The 20,169-nt window shown below is 36.9% G+C and carries 18 protein-coding genes; 11 read left to right on the top strand and 7 right to left on the bottom strand.

Features of this window, described 5'->3' with window-relative positions:
* Positions 1-159 precede the first annotated feature (159 nt).
* Positions 160-1,272, top strand: coding sequence for a GGDEF domain-containing protein (locus tag CZ809_RS01670; RefSeq protein ID WP_080155709.1), 1,113 nt, complete (start codon positions 160-162; stop codon positions 1,270-1,272).
* Positions 1,273-1,500: 228 nt separating this feature from the next.
* Positions 1,501-2,340, top strand: a complete 840-nt coding sequence (locus CZ809_RS01665; protein ID WP_158258936.1) for an endonuclease/exonuclease/phosphatase family protein — start codon at positions 1,501-1,503, stop codon at positions 2,338-2,340.
* Here the strand turns inward: CZ809_RS01665 and CZ809_RS01660 are convergent, their stop codons facing one another.
* Positions 2,341-3,687: a sigma-54-dependent transcriptional regulator gene (locus tag CZ809_RS01660; protein WP_080155707.1), complete on the bottom strand. Its 1,347-nt coding sequence runs from the start codon at positions 3,685-3,687 to the stop codon at positions 2,341-2,343.
* A gap of 411 nt (positions 3,688-4,098) precedes the next feature.
* On the opposite strand from CZ809_RS01660, the gene CZ809_RS01655 reads away from it, so the two are divergent.
* Both CZ809_RS01655 and CZ809_RS01650 read left to right on the top strand, forming a co-directional pair.
* Positions 4,099-4,491: a DUF2750 domain-containing protein gene (locus tag CZ809_RS01655; RefSeq protein ID WP_080155706.1), complete on the top strand. Its 393-nt coding sequence runs from the start codon at positions 4,099-4,101 to the stop codon at positions 4,489-4,491.
* Positions 4,492-4,562: 71 nt separating this feature from the next.
* Positions 4,563-4,922, top strand: a complete 360-nt coding sequence (locus tag CZ809_RS01650) for a HopJ type III effector protein (protein WP_080155705.1) — start codon at positions 4,563-4,565, stop codon at positions 4,920-4,922.
* A 51-nt stretch (positions 4,923-4,973) separates the two neighbouring features.
* Here the strand turns inward: CZ809_RS01650 and CZ809_RS01645 are convergent, their stop codons facing one another.
* Positions 4,974-5,303, bottom strand: a complete 330-nt coding sequence (locus CZ809_RS01645) for a hypothetical protein (protein WP_080155704.1) — start codon at positions 5,301-5,303, stop codon at positions 4,974-4,976.
* A 412-nt stretch (positions 5,304-5,715) separates the two neighbouring features.
* Here CZ809_RS01645 and CZ809_RS01640 point away from each other — a divergent pair, with 412 nt between their 5' ends.
* The 3 genes from CZ809_RS01640 (at position 5,716) to dcuC (ending at position 8,649) form a co-directional block, all read left to right on the top strand.
* Complete coding sequence (locus CZ809_RS01640; protein WP_080155703.1) at positions 5,716-6,495, top strand: RelA/SpoT domain-containing protein; 780 nt, start codon at positions 5,716-5,718, stop codon at positions 6,493-6,495.
* A 160-nt stretch (positions 6,496-6,655) separates the two neighbouring features.
* A complete protein-coding gene (locus CZ809_RS01635; protein ID WP_080155702.1) occupies positions 6,656-6,931 on the top strand; it encodes a nitrogenase-stabilizing/protective protein NifW in 276 nt (91 codons plus the stop codon).
* A 362-nt stretch (positions 6,932-7,293) separates the two neighbouring features.
* Positions 7,294-8,649: a C4-dicarboxylate transporter DcuC gene (dcuC, locus tag CZ809_RS01630; RefSeq protein ID WP_235865757.1), complete on the top strand. Its 1,356-nt coding sequence runs from the start codon at positions 7,294-7,296 to the stop codon at positions 8,647-8,649.
* Positions 8,650-8,747: 98 nt separating this feature from the next.
* Here the strand turns inward: dcuC and CZ809_RS01625 are convergent, their stop codons facing one another.
* Entirely contained in the window at positions 8,748-11,096 is a 2,349-nt protein-coding gene (locus CZ809_RS01625) for a glycosyl hydrolase family 18 protein (protein ID WP_080155700.1), read from the bottom strand.
* Positions 11,097-11,511: 415 nt separating this feature from the next.
* Complete coding sequence (locus CZ809_RS01620) at positions 11,512-11,760, bottom strand: GlsB/YeaQ/YmgE family stress response membrane protein (protein ID WP_080155699.1); 249 nt, start codon at positions 11,758-11,760, stop codon at positions 11,512-11,514.
* 264 nt (positions 11,761-12,024) lie between these two features.
* Here CZ809_RS01620 and yjjG point away from each other — a divergent pair, with 264 nt between their 5' ends.
* The 3 genes from yjjG (at position 12,025) to brnQ (CZ809_RS01605) (ending at position 16,326) form a co-directional block, all read left to right on the top strand.
* The gene (gene yjjG / locus CZ809_RS01615; protein WP_080155698.1) at positions 12,025-12,705 is read left to right on the top strand and encodes a pyrimidine 5'-nucleotidase; all 681 of its coding nucleotides are present in this window, start codon (positions 12,025-12,027) and stop codon (positions 12,703-12,705) included.
* Positions 12,706-13,086: 381 nt separating this feature from the next.
* On the top strand, positions 13,087-14,406 hold the full coding sequence (gene brnQ, locus CZ809_RS01610) for a branched-chain amino acid transport system II carrier protein (RefSeq protein WP_080155697.1): 1,320 nt from the start codon (positions 13,087-13,089) through the stop codon (positions 14,404-14,406).
* Between the two features lie 585 nt (positions 14,407-14,991).
* Entirely contained in the window at positions 14,992-16,326 is a 1,335-nt protein-coding gene (gene brnQ / locus CZ809_RS01605) for a branched-chain amino acid transport system II carrier protein (RefSeq protein WP_080155696.1), read from the top strand.
* Positions 16,327-16,468: 142 nt separating this feature from the next.
* Here brnQ (CZ809_RS01605) and CZ809_RS01600 read toward each other — a convergent pair whose 3' ends face one another.
* From CZ809_RS01600 to CZ809_RS01590, 3 genes are all read right to left on the bottom strand, one after another.
* Positions 16,469-16,645 carry an ATPase gene (locus tag CZ809_RS01600; protein ID WP_080155695.1) on the bottom strand — a complete coding sequence of 59 codons (177 nt, stop codon included), beginning with the start codon at positions 16,643-16,645 and terminating at the stop codon, positions 16,469-16,471.
* A gap of 95 nt (positions 16,646-16,740) precedes the next feature.
* A complete protein-coding gene (locus tag CZ809_RS01595; protein ID WP_080155694.1) occupies positions 16,741-18,444 on the bottom strand; it encodes a phospho-sugar mutase in 1,704 nt (567 codons plus the stop codon).
* Between the two features lie 327 nt (positions 18,445-18,771).
* Positions 18,772-19,293, bottom strand: coding sequence for a DUF2058 domain-containing protein (locus CZ809_RS01590; protein WP_080155693.1), 522 nt, complete (start codon positions 19,291-19,293; stop codon positions 18,772-18,774).
* 383 nt (positions 19,294-19,676) lie between these two features.
* On the opposite strand from CZ809_RS01590, the gene CZ809_RS01585 reads away from it, so the two are divergent.
* Complete coding sequence (locus CZ809_RS01585) at positions 19,677-20,159, top strand: YidB family protein (protein ID WP_080155692.1); 483 nt, start codon at positions 19,677-19,679, stop codon at positions 20,157-20,159.
* Positions 20,160-20,169 lie beyond the last annotated feature (10 nt).

Below are 20,169 nucleotides of genomic sequence, written 5' to 3'. Positions count from 1 at the left end.
ATGGTTATGACTCGTCACAAAAATTTGAATGTAACCCTATTTAGAAAGCTCATTGTCAATAAATTTATTATCACATTTACTAAAAATTAAAAAAAAATCACTTGCCTTTCGAGCAATTCTTGAGACTATCTCATGCACAACAACTATGGATCTAACTGAATGTATTTCTCATCACTAGATACACGCATTGACGACACTATATATAAAAATCTACGTCTTGGTTTTATCTGGGCATCTAAGATTTCTTTAATCACATTAATGTTAATAACCATCGTTATTTGGGTTGATTTTTTTAACAAAGAAAATAGTAATTTACTATTAACAACGGTGAATTTTGGGATTCAAGGCCTACTTTTTGTCTTCGGGTTGGTTTTTTTTGTACAAAATAAAACGCTTAAACATTATAAAATAATTTCATCTATTTATGCGTTACTGTTTGGAACAACGTGGGGAGGAGCGATTATCAACCTAAATAACTTAGGTCATGCCTATGTTATTGTTGAAATCGTCGGCAACCTATTATTTCTGGTGGTACTGCTCAGTTTTTATACCTATCGCATGGCTGTTTATCTCGCCACACTACCAATCCTTGTATTTACAACTTGGTATAGTATTGCGGATCCTAGGTTTGATCTACTTTTTGCGTTTACTAAACTCGCTATTACGATCATTATTATTGAATCAGGCCGACAATTACTCTTTAAGTGGTTTACGACCCGTATTAAACAAGAACACGAAAATCAGCGTTTACTAAAACAACTTGCGCAATTATCGTTTACAGACCAATTAACCAAAATTAACAATCGGCGTTTTTTTGACTTTACGATTGATAAGCAAATAATCAATGCAAAGCATCATCGTATTCCACTTTCAATTATTTTAATTGATGTGGATTATTTTAAACGCTTCAATGACACACAAGGACACGTTAACGGTGATGCCTGCTTAAAATCAGTAGCAACAACAATCAGCCGCAGCTTACTAAGAAATAACGATACAGTATCGCGCTATGGGGGTGAGGAGTTTGTAGTGTTGTTGCCAAATACAGATATAAACGGCGCACGTCGTGTAGCTGAACGTATTAAACAAAATTTAGCAACATTGGCGATCATACATCCATCTTCTGATATTAATGATTATGTTACTGTCAGCCAAGGCATTGCTACATGGGAAATGAACCAACGACCTAATCAATTCATTAATGAAGCGGATAATCATCTTTATAACGCGAAAGAGGCCGGCCGTAATCAGTATTGCAGCACAAAAAAATGAAATATGTGGTGGCATGATTACACGAAAATATGATAGTAACGGCATTCTTGTACTAACAAATAGCCAGCAATACATTTGTGAAAAGGTTTAAGGCATTGTCACTATTAAATCATCATAACGACAATAATGACTATGCCTTATTTTTTTCTTGCAACATTATTCTTCTTCATATTTTCTATTAGTATAAATAAAAGTTACGCACAACCATTTAGTATAATGAGTTGGAATATGCAGTGGCTATCACTCAAGCCAACCTCCCCCATTACACGATCGGCGGGTGATTATAATGCATTACAGCAATTATTTACGACTTATTCTCCTGACATTCTTGCTTTCCAGGAAGTTGATAGTGCCGATGCTTTATATCGTGTTATTGATAAACAGCAATATAAAATCTATCTTTCAGAACGAATTAACAATCCTCAAGACAGCTTCAAAAAAAACAATCAATATACGGGGTTTGCCATCAGACGAAATATTATTGTCGATGATATTGCTGATTTATCACAATTAAGTTCACCAGCTATAGCTATGGGTGTAACGATGCCATTTAGAAACAAATTACGTTATGGCAGTGTCATTCAAATAACGATTAATCAACAACCAGTTATACTACTCAACCTTCATCTGAAATCTGGTTGTTTTACTGAAAAACAACTCACCCAACAAAAAAGCAAAGCATGTAAGACTCTCACACAACAATTGATTTTAATTAAACAATGGATTAAAACTCAACAACGCCTATCAAAACCGTTTATTATTGTTGGCGATATTAATCATCAGATCACCGATAACCGACAATTTATCAATAAAATCACAGGTAATGCGGCTGTGGTTAATTTATTATCAGCATCTATTAACGCTAATTGTACAATCAAATTAACAACCAAAAAAACTCGCTATCGTACTTATCGTAAATTGATCGATCATCTTATTGCAACAACGAATATCAATGCGCTTAGCCAGCATCAAATCCAATATAATAAACAGCAGCTTTCACAATTTACGCTCAGTGATCATTGTCCGTTATTATTTGAGTTATCGATTACACCAATAGAGGACAATTAACTACTCAGCAGCATAACCACTATTATAATAACGTACATCAGGAATAATATTATGCTTATTAAGAAGACGATACATTGTGGCTCGTGATACACCCAAATCTTTTGCAGCAGATGCAACTTGCCCTTTATGAGTTTCAAGCATGGTCACTAGAACATCTTTTTCTGCTTCATCTTTTATGGTTCGTAAACTCTGCTTAGTGTTTATTTTTTTAGGTAAATCAAAATGTTCAAGATTTACTTCATTACTGTCATTTAATAATGAAACCCGTTTTACTTGATTAATTAGTTCACGAACATTACCAGGCCAGTTATACCGCAATAATAACTGCTTAGCTTCTTCACTATAATGCATAGCTCTAGTGCTATATTCTTTAGAAAATTTTTGTAAATAATATTCAGCTAATAAAATAATATCTGCACCACGCTCTCTCAATGTAGGGACAGCGACATGAAATACATTCAATCGATAATACAATTCTTTATTAAATGTATTATTTTTTACAGCTTGCTCTAAATCAACACTTGATGATGTAATAACACGCACATCCAAACACCCTTGATCATTTAATTTTTCATTTTCTGGCTGTTGAAAATAATTAAGTAATTTCAACTGTAATGACGTAGACAATTCTTCTACGCTATTTAATAAAACAGTACCACTCTTAATTATTCCACTATCATCCATATTTTGCTGAGGATCTAAAAAACACATTCGTTGATCACTATCAGATAATGAAGAACAATTTATAATCGTCAAATCATCATTGCGCCGTTTACTTAACTTATGGATTGTTTTTGCTATGAGTTCTTTTCCAACCCCTTGTTCACCACTGAGCAAAACATTAACGTCGGTCATCGAAACACGTTTTACCATATCTCTCAAGTGCTTAATCGATTTAGATTCACCATATAGCCCTACTTCACATTGATGATTAGTATCAACCCAAGATGTTGATTCAATTTCTAACATTCCCAATTGATGCCCTGCAGTATCTAATAACTGGCTTGACGGTATCGGTGTAGAGAAGAAGTCGACACAGAAATTATTTATAAACTGGCAAATAGAATCAATCTTTAATTGCTCTTTCTTTATAATCGCGATCCACTTCACATGCTTGGTTTTATTTGCTCGTTGAGAAATACTGTTTAAACTAAAGTCATTATTACTTAAATCAACTATACATACACACGGGCTATATTCTTCTAATATCGCATCAGCTGTTCGTAGGTCATAGCAACAATGTGTTTTCCATCCGGCTTGTTCTAATAGTGCAATCCAAGGTTCATAAGTACACCCCATGGCAACAAGACGTCCATTACTCTTTTTTTTATCATTTATAGCTACCATTAGAGTCACCTTTTTAGAAAATAGCCATGATCAATTTATATTAAAAAATATAGGTAAGATCAGTGTATTTTGCATTGTATCAACCTTAAGAATGACAATAAAAATATACTAAGTTTGAGTTGTTAATAATATAAACACTAATATAGTTGTTATATTTCATCCAATTAATGAAAATATATGGGAAAATTATTCATATGATTTTTTTATCTTAATAAAAAACAAAAACAGAATATAATGTACTTTATTGTTTTATTTGTACATTTAAACACTCATGAAAATATAACAATTTAGGCATTAACCAAATAAGCTAACACCCTACAAATGCAGAAAAAGCAAGGATAACACAAGACGTTACTCCTCTTTTGTTTTATCCTTACTTAAAATAATAATGTGAAAAAATAGGACGACAGTATGTCTACCCCACTAGATGCTGCAATGATTGAAACAATTCAAAGTTTTGATGCAGAAAAACGTTACAAACACTTAGTGAAAGAAGTTGTTGCTAACCGTGAAATCTGGATTCTTATCGATGAGCATGGATGCGTTATGCTCAATACTGATGATGAAGATTGTGTTCCTGTTTGGCCAAATAAAGAATTTGCAGAAGCATGGGCAACAGGGGAATGGGAAACATGTAAAGCAGAAGCTATTTCATTAAATAAATGGCATAGCCGTTGGACTCACGGCTTAGAAGATGATGAACTTGCCCTTGTTGTCTTCCCTATTCCAGAACAAGAAGGTCTGGTTATCTACCCTGACGAACTGGATTACGAATTAAAAACATTAGCGAATAAGCATCGCTAACTGCAATTTTTCTATTAAGGCTAGCATGATGCTAGCCTTCTTTTTATACATTTACCCACCAATGGAATATTATGGACTCGCTCATTGAAAAAATCAGAAACACACCAAATAAAGTTAATTTTCAAGACGTTATAAACACTATCAATGATAATTATCATTACCAGCCAACTCAATTTATCAATGGTTCTACCAATGATGCTATGACTAATCTTGCAGGAACAAATGAAGGATCATGTAAAATATTTGCATTTGCACATTTACATCAACTGTCTAAATCTGAAACATTAGCCTGTTTTGGTACATTTTATCGTGATGATGTCATTAAACACCCACAAAAGAATAACCATCAGAATATTCGTCAATTTATGATCTCAGGTCCCACCGGTATTCATTTTGAGTGCTTTCCCTTAAGCCTTAAAAAAGACGTATAAAAAACCACTGCTAATATTATTACAGTGGTTTTTATGGTGATGTCATATAATTTATAATGGCTTTTTACAATGACTACATGTTTGTGGTGGTTTCATAAAAAAGGGAGAACGGCTTGCCTGGCCACAACCGTCACAAAACTTTGTTGAACGGATAGTAAGTAAAGTTACAGGTACTAGCAGGATCAATATCGAAATCATCCATGCTGTAGGTGGTTGCATAAAAATAATAAAGCCACCAATCACAACATTACTAAACACGGTATAAATTGGCCATAAACGGCGCTTTTTCGCTACATCATTACCGCGCTGGAATAACATCACACTTCCTACTGTTAAACCTAGCCAAATAACAACGAAACCAATTAATAAATTTTCCTGCATTTTTTTCCCTTAAAAAATACGCCATATAAGTACAACACTTATTGAATACAAACCAAATGATAACTAGGTAAAATCGACTTACCTACTTGGTGCATTACACCAAAGATTAATCGTTATCTTGTTACTATGCCGTATTTTACCTCTATTTGATAACATCATTTATGACAAAAATCGCATGATATATACAAAATACCCGTGTGATTGCTAATAACCCGCTATGATTATGAATAATGTAAATAAACTGTAATAAATAATTCAAAAATATGAATATCAGCACAGTATTCAACTTCTGTTCAAGGTAAAGTTACTAACATGTAAACAGACACGCATTACAACTAACATACCTCTTTTTAGCTATACCCGTTTTTGTATGTTTTGATATTGCCTTTGCAATATTTTTAGGAGTTGTTTAATGAACATAAAATCTGTTTTACGTACAAGTTTTGTTCTTTTTTGTATGCTCAGCCGCACCGTTGTGGCAGCACCAGCGATCGCTCCCGCTTTTAATACCCATGACCAATCACAAACACGCCAGACACAAGCGAGCCGTAAAGCTTTCCAGCGTGACTTGAGTGGCTTATACAGCATTCAATCATGGCGAGATGATAATCTACGCCAGCCTTTTAATGATTTTGATGCACTTTATTTAGCATCAACTGACGCACAAGTAGAATTACAAACATTACTACAAAGTATCAGCCTTGCATCAACCACTAATATTATTATTCCGCAGATTAAATCAGCACAGCGTTCACAACAAAAAATTGCAACTGAATTGCAAGGTGAAACAGCTAAGATCACCGATATTGCGCGTGGCTCTATTGTTGCTCAGAATATTCCAGCACTAGTACAAGCTTATGAACTACTGGCAAAAGAAGTGACCATTGTTAGTGTAAAGAACCGTTTTAAGAACCCAACCCCATCAGGTTACCGTGACTTAAACGTGCTAGTTCGCTTACCCCATAGTCAAATTATTACTGAAGTTCAGCTTCACTTAGATGAAATCTCAACTATTAAAAATGGCCCAGAGCACGACCTATATGAAAAAATTCAACATATCGAACGTTTAGCACAGCAGCAACAACGCCCATTATCTGAGTTTGAAATAGCGCAAATTAATCAACTTCGTCAACAATCGCATCAACTTTACCAAACCGCATGGTTAGGTTACCTTCAACCACAAGCGGCATAAGGTACAATTAGAATAAAGTCATGGCGGTAGTAATCCGCCATGACTTGCTTGATCATTATTTATGACTCTTTGCTGCAATGCGTATAAAATAAATGCCACACCAAGCATACAAAATATTGCTATCTTATGTTTATCTCTCCTAAATAGAACCCATCACCACATGAATAAACCCAATATCCTAACAACCATCAAAAGCTTTTCTACAATCGAACAAGCACTTGATTACTTTGATATCGGTTATGATAGTCAATTTATTCATGCTAACCGTACCCAATTAATTAAGCGATTTAACGGCTATTTAATATTAGAAAAACCCAAAGACTGGTTTGCAGCACGTAGAGCATTAAAAAATGCTTATTGCCGAGTACAACGTTCACAATTAGACAAAACAACGAGACAAGCTTGCCGAGGGTGTACTAGCTGCCAAAGACGATAATGGCATAATAAAGCACACTAAATAGAATATTAAATGTAAAAAATAAAATAACATACAACCATAAATATACCGTGTAATTATAACCAACAACACCAACTCTTTATCTTAAATCCCTTCTAAGAATAACGAAAGTTAGGACTAAATTTAGTCACTCACTATTTAATGTTTAATTATTGTTAATATTAATATAATTTTTTGTATTGTTCATTTTATGCACTTGGTATTGATAATGTTATTTATTTGACCGCAATCATAATTACATTAATTCGCTTCTGATTTGAATTAATTCCCATCGTGAAAACGTTTTCAATCTTCTATTATTCTTCGCCATATTAAATGGATGCTTTCCAATATGGAGATAAATGATGGTTACACTATTTAGCCTTATTGTTATATTCCTTGTAGGCTTACTGATTTACAAGAAGTACAACCCACAAACAACATTACTGCTTGGCGGTATTATAATGATGGCTGCGGCTATTCTTTTTAGTACTGGCACACCACTACCTGAAAACATTTCAAGCGGTAATCAATGGCTTGATATTTTTACATTCCTAAAAAATACCACAGCCAAAACAGTGGGAACACTGGGTCTTATTATCATGGCGGTGGGCGGTTTTGCTAAATATATGGATCATATTGGCGCTTCACGTGCTTTGGTCAATATCGCCATTAAACCATTAGGCTACTTCAAAGCACCTTATCTTGTTATGGCTCTAGGTTATATCATGGGCCAGATCCTTAATATTTTTATTCCAAGTGCATCAGGCCTTGGCTTATTGTTAATGGTTACTCTATACCCTATTTTAGTGCGCCTTGGCGTGAGTAAAATGTCTGCCGTCGCTGTTATTGCAACCGCCGCCTGTCTAGATTTAGGTCCGGCCTCAGGTAACGTAAATTTAGCGGCGCGGACTGCTGATATTCCGGTGACAGAATATTTTATTACCTACCAGCTACCTGTTGCCATTGCCACAATGATAACTATTGCAACGCTGCATTTCTTTGTTCAACAATGGTTTGATCGTCGCGCAATAGCTACTGATGAAGTAGAACTTCAAACACAAGATGATCACGTTGCGCCACCAGCATGGTATGCATTACTACCAATTATTCCATTAGCATTAATTATGATCTTCAGCCCAATGGCGATTGCATCAGTAAAAATAGATGTGGTAACTGCAATGTTTATTTCAATTGCAGTCGCAATGGTGTGTGAAAGTATTCGTCACGGTGCAAAACCTATCTTTAAAGATATCTTGGTTTATTTCGACAGCATGGGTAAACAATTTGCACGCGTTGTAACATTAGTTATTGCCGGTCAAGTGTTTGCACATGGTATGAAAGTGATTGGATTACTAGATACTGTAATTAATTTCGCGATTAATGCTTCATTGTCTCCTGCAATAATGATTATTTTGATGGTTATTATTATTACTTTTGCCGCTATCTTAATGGGTTCAGGTAATGCACCATTCTTCTCATTTGCAGCGATGGTACCTGACATCGCAAATAAGGTTGGTATTAACGCGGTTGTTATGTTGATGCCAATGCAATTAGCTTCAGGTATTGCTCGTTCAATGTCACCGATCACTGGTGCAATTGTCGCAGTAGCCGGAGTCGCTGATGTGTCACCATTTGAACTCGTTAAACGCACCGCAATTCCGATGATTGGGGCGTTAATTGTTTCAACGGCAATGTCACTAATCATCGGCTTGTAATACAAGCAATAAAATAAAGAAAAACCCTGCTAGTTATTATAATGATAAATAACTATGCGGGGTTTTTTATTATCTCTTATTTACATTAACAAATAGGGTTAAATGCGCTCCCAAGGGCCATTTGCATTGCCGGGGTTGTCACCTTTTGTCCACCATTTGGCGCGGTAATTATTATCTTCAAAGATAACTTCATCACCACCACTATACGTTTTAGATGCTGACCACCCACCAACTTCGCCAGTATCCTCTTCTACCCATACAGAGGATGTTCCAGGGGTTTCGCCTTTCGTCCACCATTGAGCAGTATAAGTAACACCGTTATAGACTACGGTATCACCACTGTTATAAATAGTGTCGGTATTCCACGTATCACCAACAGCACCACCATCCGCTGCCACATTAACAACCACCGTTTGTTGGGTCGATACTTCACCATCAGAAACCGTAATCACAACATTAACGGTCGTATCTGTTGTTACAGTTGGCGCAGTAACAGTAATTTTTGCACCAGTTTCAGTAACAGCTAGTTGTCCGGTTGATGCAGAATAAGTAAGCGTATCACCGTCAGCATCAGTCGCGGTTACTGTTATAACGACACTCTGACCACTTTTAACATCAACCGTTGCTGGTGCCGTTAATTCAGGCGCTGTGTTTTCAACAACACCAGACCCCTTCACATTAACAACGACAGATTGCGTTGCACTCTTACGGCCATCGGTCACTTTAACCACTACCGATGTCACGATATCAGTCGCAGTATTTGGTGCCGTATAAGTCACAGTTGCAGTACCATCTCCGTTATCAGTCACTTGCGCTTCTGTCGAGCTAAAGCTTAGACGATCACCATCGGTATCGGTTGCTGACACACTAAAGCTGATAGTCTCGCCAGACATTACGGCTTGCGCACTCGGTACAGTTAACTCAGGCGCTGCATTAGGTGTGGTATTGGCACTAAAAACATCATCGATAGCTTCTGCTAATGGAGAACTAAGCTTCGTACATTCTTTTAACTTAGTTCCATGATTAATAAATGTGCCTTCACATTGAATATCACCGTGCACTTGCCATACAATTACGCCACCTAGGTCATTATCTACAATGTACTGTGCTTTTTTCTTAATAGATGGAACATCATCATAACTTAAGAAATATTTACCTTTCACAGCATAAGGGACTTCGGCATTTGCATCCCACTTATGCTCCCAGCCTGACGTTTTAACTATATAATTATAGTTTGGTGAACCTTCAAATTCTTTCCAGTTATCAACATCAACGGCACTGAGTAATGGACCATCAACAGACATATTATAAATACGCTTATCCGTTGGTGCGCCTAAATAAGCTTCAGCTTCTGTGGTCTGAACGCCACGACCATAAAACGCAGCACCAAAATTAATTTTTTCTGATGGAATGCCTTGCTCTGCCATCCAAATACGGAGAGTTTCTAAATCTAATCCTGCATATTCTTCTTCTGGATATGGATACAATGGCGCATTATGACCGGTAACATTTGACCATGCTCCGTTAAGGTCATACGTCATCATGTTAAAATAATCCATTGATTTAACCAAACGAGGCCAATTAAAACCTTCAAGTTTAGCGGTAGATGCTGAGAATGCGGCAGTCAATAATTTATCAGGACCAATACGTTTACGAATATCTTCCATTAGCTGTTCGAAATTAGCAAAATCAGTAGGATCGCCTGCAAAGTTCATTCCGCCAAACCCTGGATATTCCCAATCAATATCAATACCGTGGAAACCTAATGCCATTAACTTATCGAGATCTTTCAGGAAACGGGCTTTTTTAACAGGATCGGCAGCCATTTCAGGGAAGTGCTTAGACATACTCCAACCACCGAGTGATGCCATAACCTTAACACCTTTCTGATTAGCAAGATCAATCAAACCTGGTGCGCCACCTTCTTTTTTTAGAGGAATAGGCATATTACCTTCAATACCCGTTGGAGTATGAAGCCACCCTTGGCCACTTTTAACAAAACCTTGTGCTTTAACTTTTGCTAAATTCTCCGCATCCCATGGTTCATCAACAGGGTATTGATGAATATATTCCAACTCACCCCACAAAATATGGAAATCCCAGCTGGAATACACATCAGGATGTAATAATGGTCCCGGCTCTTGGACACTACCTGGCTTATAAATTTGCTTATTACGTAAATCACCACTGTGTAAAGTTCCGTCTTTAGCGACCCCAAAAAATGAGAAGTTAAGAATAGAATAGATATCCATATCTACGTTTAAATGGGTCGCTTCACCTTTTACTGAAAAACCAGCATTAGTGCCTTTCCATGCTTCCCATTGCGTTAAATAACCAATCACGTTTTTATTATGACTAGGGGCAGCCTGCACTTGAGCCGCAGTGCTTGCCAATAAGAAACCCGCAATAATGCTCGCAACTTTGGTTTTATTAAATCCCTTTTCCATTTTGTGCTCCACGTTATGATTAATAGCTAATTGCCATTTCAGTTTTTATAATTTCAACTGTTTTTATAACGATCAGTAATGATATTTCTCATTAATAACCAGAACACAGTGTGATCGATCTTTTTTAGTTTAGCGAAAAAAAATCATATCTTTAGGCTCAATAGCTAACATTTATGCAACAAACAAGTGGAATAACATCTATTTTTAGCCACAAGATTCAAATAAAATCGCGTTTTAAAGCTAAAAATACAAAAGCAAACAGAGATAATATTTATATAAAAATATCATTCTACAAATAAAAAAGGGGCTTCTAGGACAATATTCGTCAGCAGGGAAATATGAAGCATAAAAAAAGCGAATCGTACGAAACGACCCGCTTATTTTTTAATTAATAATTGCAACAATATATTGATTATTAACGAATAAATCGATTATAAACAAATAATAGAATGAAAGCGCCCAATGTGGCAGTAATGATACTACCAATATTTACGCCTGTTGCGTGACCAAGTCCGATAAACTGACCAACAAAACCACCCACAAAAGCACCACCAATACCCAGTGCCATTGTTACAATCCAACCGCCACCATCTTCACCTGGCATTAACCATTTCGCTAATGCACCAGCAATTAAACCTAAAATAATCCAAGATATAATGCCCATTTTCTTTCCTCAATTGGCTAATTCTTCACTCTTAAAGAGATGATGTGATTATGGTACAAATAGACATATATCACACTATTGAGTTCAATAAAAATTTCATATCAATAGAAAAAAATCATAGATCAAACTTATTCATCATCATTTATAGACTTATTAATAGCGATTTACTGGCTTATAGTTTCGTGTTTCAAGTAAACTACAGCCTGTTCAATAAGCGTTAATGACGCACATTTTTTATTCAATAAATATAGAGAGTGACATTTAATGAAGTACCAATGGATTTTATTTGATGCTGATGAAACTTTGTTTCACTTTGATGCATTTCACGGCCTTCAACTGATGTTTTCTCGCCATAATGTCACGTTCACTCACGCTGATTTTGAACATTATGAAACCATTAACCGCCCATTATGGGTTGATTATCAAAACGGAAAAATATCAGCAACGGAATTGCAAAATATTCGTTTTAAATCATGGGCAGCAACCCTTTCTCTATCAACAGAACAGCTTAATCATGATTTCTTAATGGCAATGGCTGATATTTGTACACCATTAACCGGAGCCAAGTCACTTCTAGAGGCATTAAAGCCACATGCGAAATTGGGTATTATCACCAACGGTTTTACTGCATTACAAGAAATTCGATTACAACGCACCGAGTTTAAAGATTTTTTTGATGTGCTAGTTATCTCAGAACAAGTAGGTGTCGCAAAACCTGATATTCAAATTTTTGATTATGCTTGTCAGAAAATGAACATGACGCAACGTCAAAATATTCTAATGGTTGGTGATAACCCGCAATCAGATATTTTAGGTGGAATCAACGCCGGAATGGATACTTGTTGGCTTAATAGTGAACAAAAATCACAACCAGAAGGTATTTACCCAACCTACACCGTATCTTCACTTGCTGAATTACAAGTACTGCTATTAAACCAACAATAAAGATCCACCTTTATAAGTGACCAGATGCTATTTCATAATGACAGTAATTCAGTTGTTTATATGGCATCTGGTCAGTGAAGGTAAAAAAAGTACCGTTTATTTTCTCATCACGCTTTACAAGTGTGGCAATACCGATTAAGTTTAAACCTCATTTTATTTAGAGCGTATAAGCTATGTCTCAGAACATTAACAACAATCAGGATGCTACAACCACAGCAACCTTACAGATTGCTTGTGCGCTAAACTCTGTCGTCGTCGTCATTCTCTGACGCTGACGGTTAACTTATTCGTCAGTAACGCTGGCGGATATGAATTTCACTTCTAAATTATCTCTTCCAGCATACTGACTCAGATTGTTTTATTTGAATTAAGGTATGTCATTTGAAAAGAAAAGAACTTGCAGCCATCGGTTTTATGACCTTTGCATTATTTCTCGGTGCTGGTAACTTAATATTCCCTCCCCTTATGGCACAGCAAGCGGGTGAAAACTGGCTCATTGCTATTGCTGGGTTTCTACTAACTGCTGTTGGTTTACCCGCATTAACACTTGTCGTTCTTGGTCGTTTATCTTCTGCTGACAAATTAACGGCGGCATTACCCAAATGGATGGATCGCTCGTTTTGGTTTTTAGTATTAACAACACTTGGGCCTGCTTTTGTATTGCCTCGTGCTGTGACCGTTGCCTATGAAATGGGAATAAAACCGTTTTATTCTGGTAATGGATTAATGGTTTTCTCTGCTGTTTTTTGTGCTCTTACATTAGCACTAGCTCTCAAGCCTGGTAAACTTGTTGATTATATTGGTAAGGTAATGACCCCTGCACTGATTGCAATGCTAGCACTACTGGCCATTTCAGCAGTAATAAATCCATTAGGCTCACCGACAACCGCCACTGAAACTTACCGTCAAGCTCCTACTGTGAATGGACTTATTCAGGGTTACATGACATTAGATGCTATCGCTGCGGTTGCTTTTGGTTGGGTTATCATTCAAACAATTCGTAATACAGGAGTGAAATGCGACAAAGCCATTTCTTACTACACTCTTCGCATCGCCCTTATTTACGCATTTCTTATGTCACTTTGCTATCTTGCAATGGGATATTTAGGCGCAACCTCTTCTGATATTGCACCGCAAGCAACCAATGGTGGCGAAATTCTTACCCGCTATGCTGCTGGTGAGTTTGGAACATTAGGTCAACTGTTATTAGCAACAATCACTCTAATGGCATGTTTAACGACGACTGTTGGTTTAACTAATGCTAATGGTGAATATTATAAAAACACCTACGGTATAACATTTAAACTTAGTGCAACGGTAATAATGGTACTCACTGCCATTATCTCTAACGTAGGTTTAGAAACCATTATTCAAGTAAGTCTACCGGCGATCTTAATTTTATGCCCAATTGCAATTTCGTTGATTATTTCTACTTTCTTTATTGGTAATCATTCAACACCAGAACAGCGTCAAATCTCGATTAGCCAAACAATCGTCGTTATTGTTGCAACATTATTTGGCAGCATTGATGCGTTAAATATTTTAGGTAAGCTACCAGCTAACATCGTATCATTTGCTGAACATTGGTTACCGTTATTTAGCTCACATGCTTCTTGGCTCGCCCCTGTTGCCATCACTATTCTTATCAGTAAATTATGTTCACGCGAGTACAAAAGTCCTGATAAGGTTGCAATAAACTAAACTGTAACCACAAATTATCATTAAGAGGGCTAGTAAATTACTAGCCCTAGCATTTATATATTAAATAAAAAACAACGATAACTAACAATAAAAGCAATCGATATCACCCCCCAAAAAAAACAACCCCGAAACAACATAACCATATGATAAGAAAGAATATTATCCTTATAGCATTATAATAATCCAAAAAAAATTAAAGAAAGTTATTTACAACACTAAGTTTTCTTTATATTTTTAACTCGTAATTCACTTATTTATTAATAGAAGTTGTTAACTTATGCATTCAATACGATTTGAATATAGAAAACAAAGATACTTAACATCAACGATAGCGGCTAACGCTTGGGTTGGTGTTGCTTCTATAACGATAAAAAAAACATCACGAATTATTTCCGCTTTTATCCTAGTGATTATTCGCTAGGCTGGCGGGCAAGCTTCCGTCAGCCATGCTGATGGGAGATAGTTTCAACTCTTCATATCTTCTTTCAGCAAACCTGCGGAACCCTTATTAACGAAGTAACAGCAATATAATACTTTTAAGCTATTAGTTACTATTCAATATTTACTACAATGCAGGTATAACATTTGAAAACACAAGACTTACTCGCTATCGGTCTCATGACCTTCGCCCTTTTTCTAGGCGCTGGTAATCTAATCTTCCCTCCGGCGATGGGCTTAGATGCAGGTACATCATTAACGTCAGCTATGAGCGGCTTCTTAGTCACCGCGGTGGGTTTACCCGCTTTTACTATTATCGTGCTTGGCCGCATTGGTAGTACTAAAAACCTGACTAAAGCATTACCTAAATGGTTAGGAACAACATTTTGGGTACTCTTGTTTACTGCAATTGGCCCAGCATTTGGTATGCCACGTGCCGTTACCGTTGCTTATGAAATGGGATTAAAACCTTTTTTCAAAGCCGATCATCTCGTTGCGTTCTCTATCGTCTTTTCAGCTTTAACCTTAATTTTAGCGTTTAAGCCCGGCAACTTAGTCAGTTACATTGGTAAAGTAATGACACCAGCACTGATTTTACTTTTAGCGGGTTTAGGACTTGCCGCATTCTTTTCACCACTAGGCGTACCAGCTGCACCTTATGGGGATTATCAACATAGCGCTGTTACCAGTGGTTTAATCCAAGGTTACATGACTATGGATGCTATCGCAGCCGTTGGTTTTGGTTGGGTTATCATTCAGGCGATTAAAGAAAAAGGTGTTGTTTCACAAAAAGGCATTGCAAATATCTCGTTTAAAGTTGCGATGATCTATTTTGTTCTTATGGGTGGTTGTTATATTGCGATGGGGTATGTTGGTGCAACATCAACCTCAATTGCAACCCACGGTATGAACGGCAGTGTGATCTTAACCCGTTATGTTGCAGGTGAGTTTGGCGCCTATGGACAATGGATATTAGCTGCGATCATTATCATGGCATGTTTAACCACTACCGTTGGCTTAACCACTGCTTGTGCTGAATATTATCAGCAAACCTTCAAAGCTTCGTTTGGGTTTACTGCAACAATTATAGTGGTATTAACCGGTATTATTGCTAACTTCGGTCTTAATGATATTTTGAAAGTCAGCTTACCTGCTATCTTAGTTCTATGTCCGATTGCCATAGCCTTAGTTTTAGCATCATTAACAGCATCAGCCGTGAATGTTTCAACGTTGACACATACTTCGGTATTAGTCACTGCAATGGTCTTTGGTTCTATCGATGCCATAAGTATTTTAGGCAAAATGCCTGCAGATCTTAACCAATTCTTTAACGAAGCATTACCACTATACCAAGCGCATGCTAGCTGGTTATTACCAACATTATTGATTTTAGTTATGACAACAATAATGGCACGATTACCTATCGTCGCACGTAAGTTTAATATTGTTGATTACCGTTTAGATTCAGTAACAAACAATTAATTTACAAGCGCGTAATGATAATTGGGGTTATCACAGCGCGCTTTTAAATTCCACATTAAGCTGCCATAAAAAAGCCTCTTACTGCTCTTCATTAATGATTGAGGCAGTAAGAGGCTTTTTATTACGCCAAGATCACATGATCTTATTCAGGTAAACGTTCACCTGTCATGAATGCGTGTAAGATTTCAGGCGTTAATTCACCCGCTTCTTCTAAACGCTTAAGCTCTGCCACAATTTTCTTTTGATCATCAATCGATGGAATCGGCAATTCTGGCTCTTTTTCATAATCATCAGGTAACGATATATTAAGATCGTGCATGGTAAACCCTTGGTTATCTAAAACAAATTAAAACTCATGCGATTATACACTGAAAATCGACCAGAGTTCAGCTTTACCACATTGTGACAGCTGAATTACAACGATGCTTGATGTTGAGCAATTAATCGATCCATTGTTTCTTGTGCGCGTAATTGAGCATGTTCAAATGTTTCTTCTTGGCTCATTGGTTCAACCACTTCATAGTAACATTTCAATTTAGGCTCAGTGCCAGAAGGACGCACAACAACACGTGCACCATCTTCTAAATGATAAATCAATACATCACTGATCGGTAAATTAATTGCTTCTACAGAACCATCTGCAAATGTACGTAATGATGTTTTAAAATCTTCCGTACTATGAATTGCTAATCCTGCAATCGCTTGTGGTGGCATAGCGCGTAATGAATCACCAATTGGAGCCGCGGTTGGATCAAGAGCAATACTCCGTTGAGCATTAATATATAAACCGTATTCACGATAAATAGCTTCTAATTGATCCCAAACCGTTTGCCCTTTTGCAGTTAATTCCGCTGTTAATTGTGCAAATGCGACTAATGCAGACAAGCCATCTTTATCCCATACTGTTGAGCCAATGGTATAACCTAAGGCTTCTTCGTAAGCAAATAAGAATTGATGAGTGTCAGTTTGACGCTCCATTGCAACATTGGTTAGCCATTTAAAGCCCGTTAGTGTTTGGTAATATTGTGCTCCAAGCGCCGTGGCTATTTTTCCCAATAAGGTTGAAGAAACAATCGTATTACCAACTAGGCTCGCAGATGGTTGAACATGGTTAAGTAAATAATAACCAAATAAAGTCCCCACTTGATCCCCTGTTAGCATCTGATATTCACCATCAATACAGCGAGCAGCAACGGCGAAACGATCGGCATCAGGATCATTTGCACATGCTAAGATAGCACCATGCTGTTTGGCTTCTGCAATAACAAGATCCATCGCGCCAGGTTCTTCTGGATTTGGAAATTTAACCGTCGGGAAAGCGCCGTCGGGCTCTCGCTGAGCTGCAACACTATAAACATGAGTAAAACCCGCATCTGCTAATAAGGTTTCAGCCATCTCAGCGCCAACACCATGCATAGCCGTATAAGCTAAGTTTATCGCTTGTGGATTATGATGATTATTTAATAATGGTGTTACGTTTATAGCTTGTCGATAATCTTGATAATAAGCATCATCAAGCCACACTAATAACCCTTTTGCTTCCGCCTCTGCTAAATCCATGAGATGTAAATCAGATTGGGTAGCTTTATCTATTTCAGCAGCAATACCGGCATCATGAGGTGGAATAATTTGTGCGCCGTTATTCCAATACACTTTAAAGCCATTATAAGCCGGTGGATTATGACTAGCAGTCACCACAACAGCGGCGGCGGTGTGTAAATGCTTAACGCCAAAAGCCACAATTGGGGTTGCCGCTACTTTGATAGTAAGATAAACCTTAATGCCTTGTGCAACTAATACTGCTGCCGTATCGTGAGCAAATTGGCGTGAATCAGGGCGCCCATCATAACCAATCACTACCCCTTTATGAGCAGCGTTGCTATCAGTACGAAGTAAATATTGACCAAGACCTGTCGCTGTTTCTTGAATAACTAATCGATTCATGCGATTAGGGCCTGCACCAACAACACCTCGTAAACCTGCAGTACCAAACTCTAAACGACCATTGAAGCGATCGGCTAATTCTTCTGTCGCATTATCTGCAACTAATTGTTGTAATTCTTGACGTGATTTAGGGTCAGAGTCACGTTGCAGCCAACGTGTTATTTCATTATTCATTATTGTTATCCTAGTACGTTTATCATCATAACAATGCAATGATAATGACTGACCATGAGGGTGTTTACAGACACTATCATCGTACATCTATTTATCATTATCATCGTTTAAGCAATGTAAATGATAAATACTCTCATTAAAATATGCTCTATTGGCTTCAATTACAACAGCCTTGAGGCAACATTTAGTGAGCAAACGATTACTTTTATTTGAGTATATTCGTACTAATTATGCATCATATTAAAACAGTAATACCTAAAACGTCTCTCCGCCAAATATTTTGAATATAAAAAAAGCCTCAATCGAGGCTTTTTTCAAATTACAGTTTTACCACATCAAATCATCTGGAATAACAAAATCTGCATATGGGTCATCTTCATCGACAATACTGTCATCAACCACATTATTAAGCACAATTGATTCTTGGTCACGTAATGCAATCTTATCGGCAACAGCGGCAGGAATAACTTCATAACCATCAAGATAACGGGCAATCGCAAGGCGGCCATTAACAAGCTGCTTTTGTATTAGAGTATCAACATAAATTTTCTTCACCGTCGTACCATCGGTAAAGTTATAACCAATATCACCGTTATTACGATCTAAACGGTTCATTTCGATTAGTTGCTTAACTTGTGCTAAAAATGCTTTCTGTTGCGCATCTTCATCTCGCTGACGATTGAGTGCTTTGTCTTTCTCTAATTGAGATACACGGTTTTCCTCAACAGCAGCCTTTGCTTCTTTCGCTTGTGTGCGTGATTTCTTTGTTGTCTTACCGGCTTTTTTTAGCTTTTTCTTATCGATAAGACCTGCTTTTAGCATTTGCTCTTGTAGGCTTAGCTTTGCCATTGAAACTCCATCAATTATTCGTTACGACGAGTGACTCTTCCACTCATTGATTAATGAACGCCATTATCTCTGTTTGCTCTAAAACAGGTCAAGCATTGCTGCACATTGTGGTCATTATTTCCAAAATAATTTTGTCACCCTGATCACATTTAAGCAGGAATGCTTATCATCACAACATGGCTTATTTTTACATTAAAATGTCATAAAATGCTGAATATTTAATCTTATTTTTGTATTATTATTAATAACATGCTTATTAATAGCTGTAATTAATACATTTAATAAGGAACATCATATGAGCTTATTAGATCTTGTGCGTGGCATTTATATATCACGATTTTTAGTAACCGCATAATAATCTTATCGAGCAAAGGATCTTAATTATGAATATGGTAGAAATTATTCGTCTTGGGGCACAATTTTTTAATCAATCACGTGCAAATACTCAATCTACCGATGAAAACAGTATTTTCGCTGCATTATCATCTTTACTAGGAGGGAATGAACAAGGTCAACACGTTGATCTTCAAGCTTTTATCAAAACCCTTCATCAATCAAATTTATCCCATATCGCTAACTCTTGGCTAAGTAACGATATGAATGCTACTCTTTCAGCTGCCAATATTACCACCCTCTTTGGTGCACAAAAGCTGACTACATTAGCCTCACAACTGCATATGGAAGAGCCAGATCTCATTATTGGCCTACAAGATGCATTGCCGACTATGATAGATCAAGCCAGCCCTGGTGGTGATATTGACCATACTTTACTTGTTCAACCCACAGGAGAAATTAATAGTATTGATGATTTAATGGATATCAATAATCTTAAAAATTTCGCCTCAACTATTTTTAATAAAAAATGATGTGTTAGCT

The sequence above is a fragment of the Photobacterium piscicola genome (genome assembly GCF_900166965.1).
In the GTDB taxonomy this organism is placed as follows: Bacteria; Pseudomonadota; Gammaproteobacteria; order Enterobacterales; family Vibrionaceae; genus Photobacterium; species Photobacterium piscicola.
Note: the sequence above shows the minus strand (reverse complement) of the source record. Positions and strands in the feature narration are given on the sequence as shown.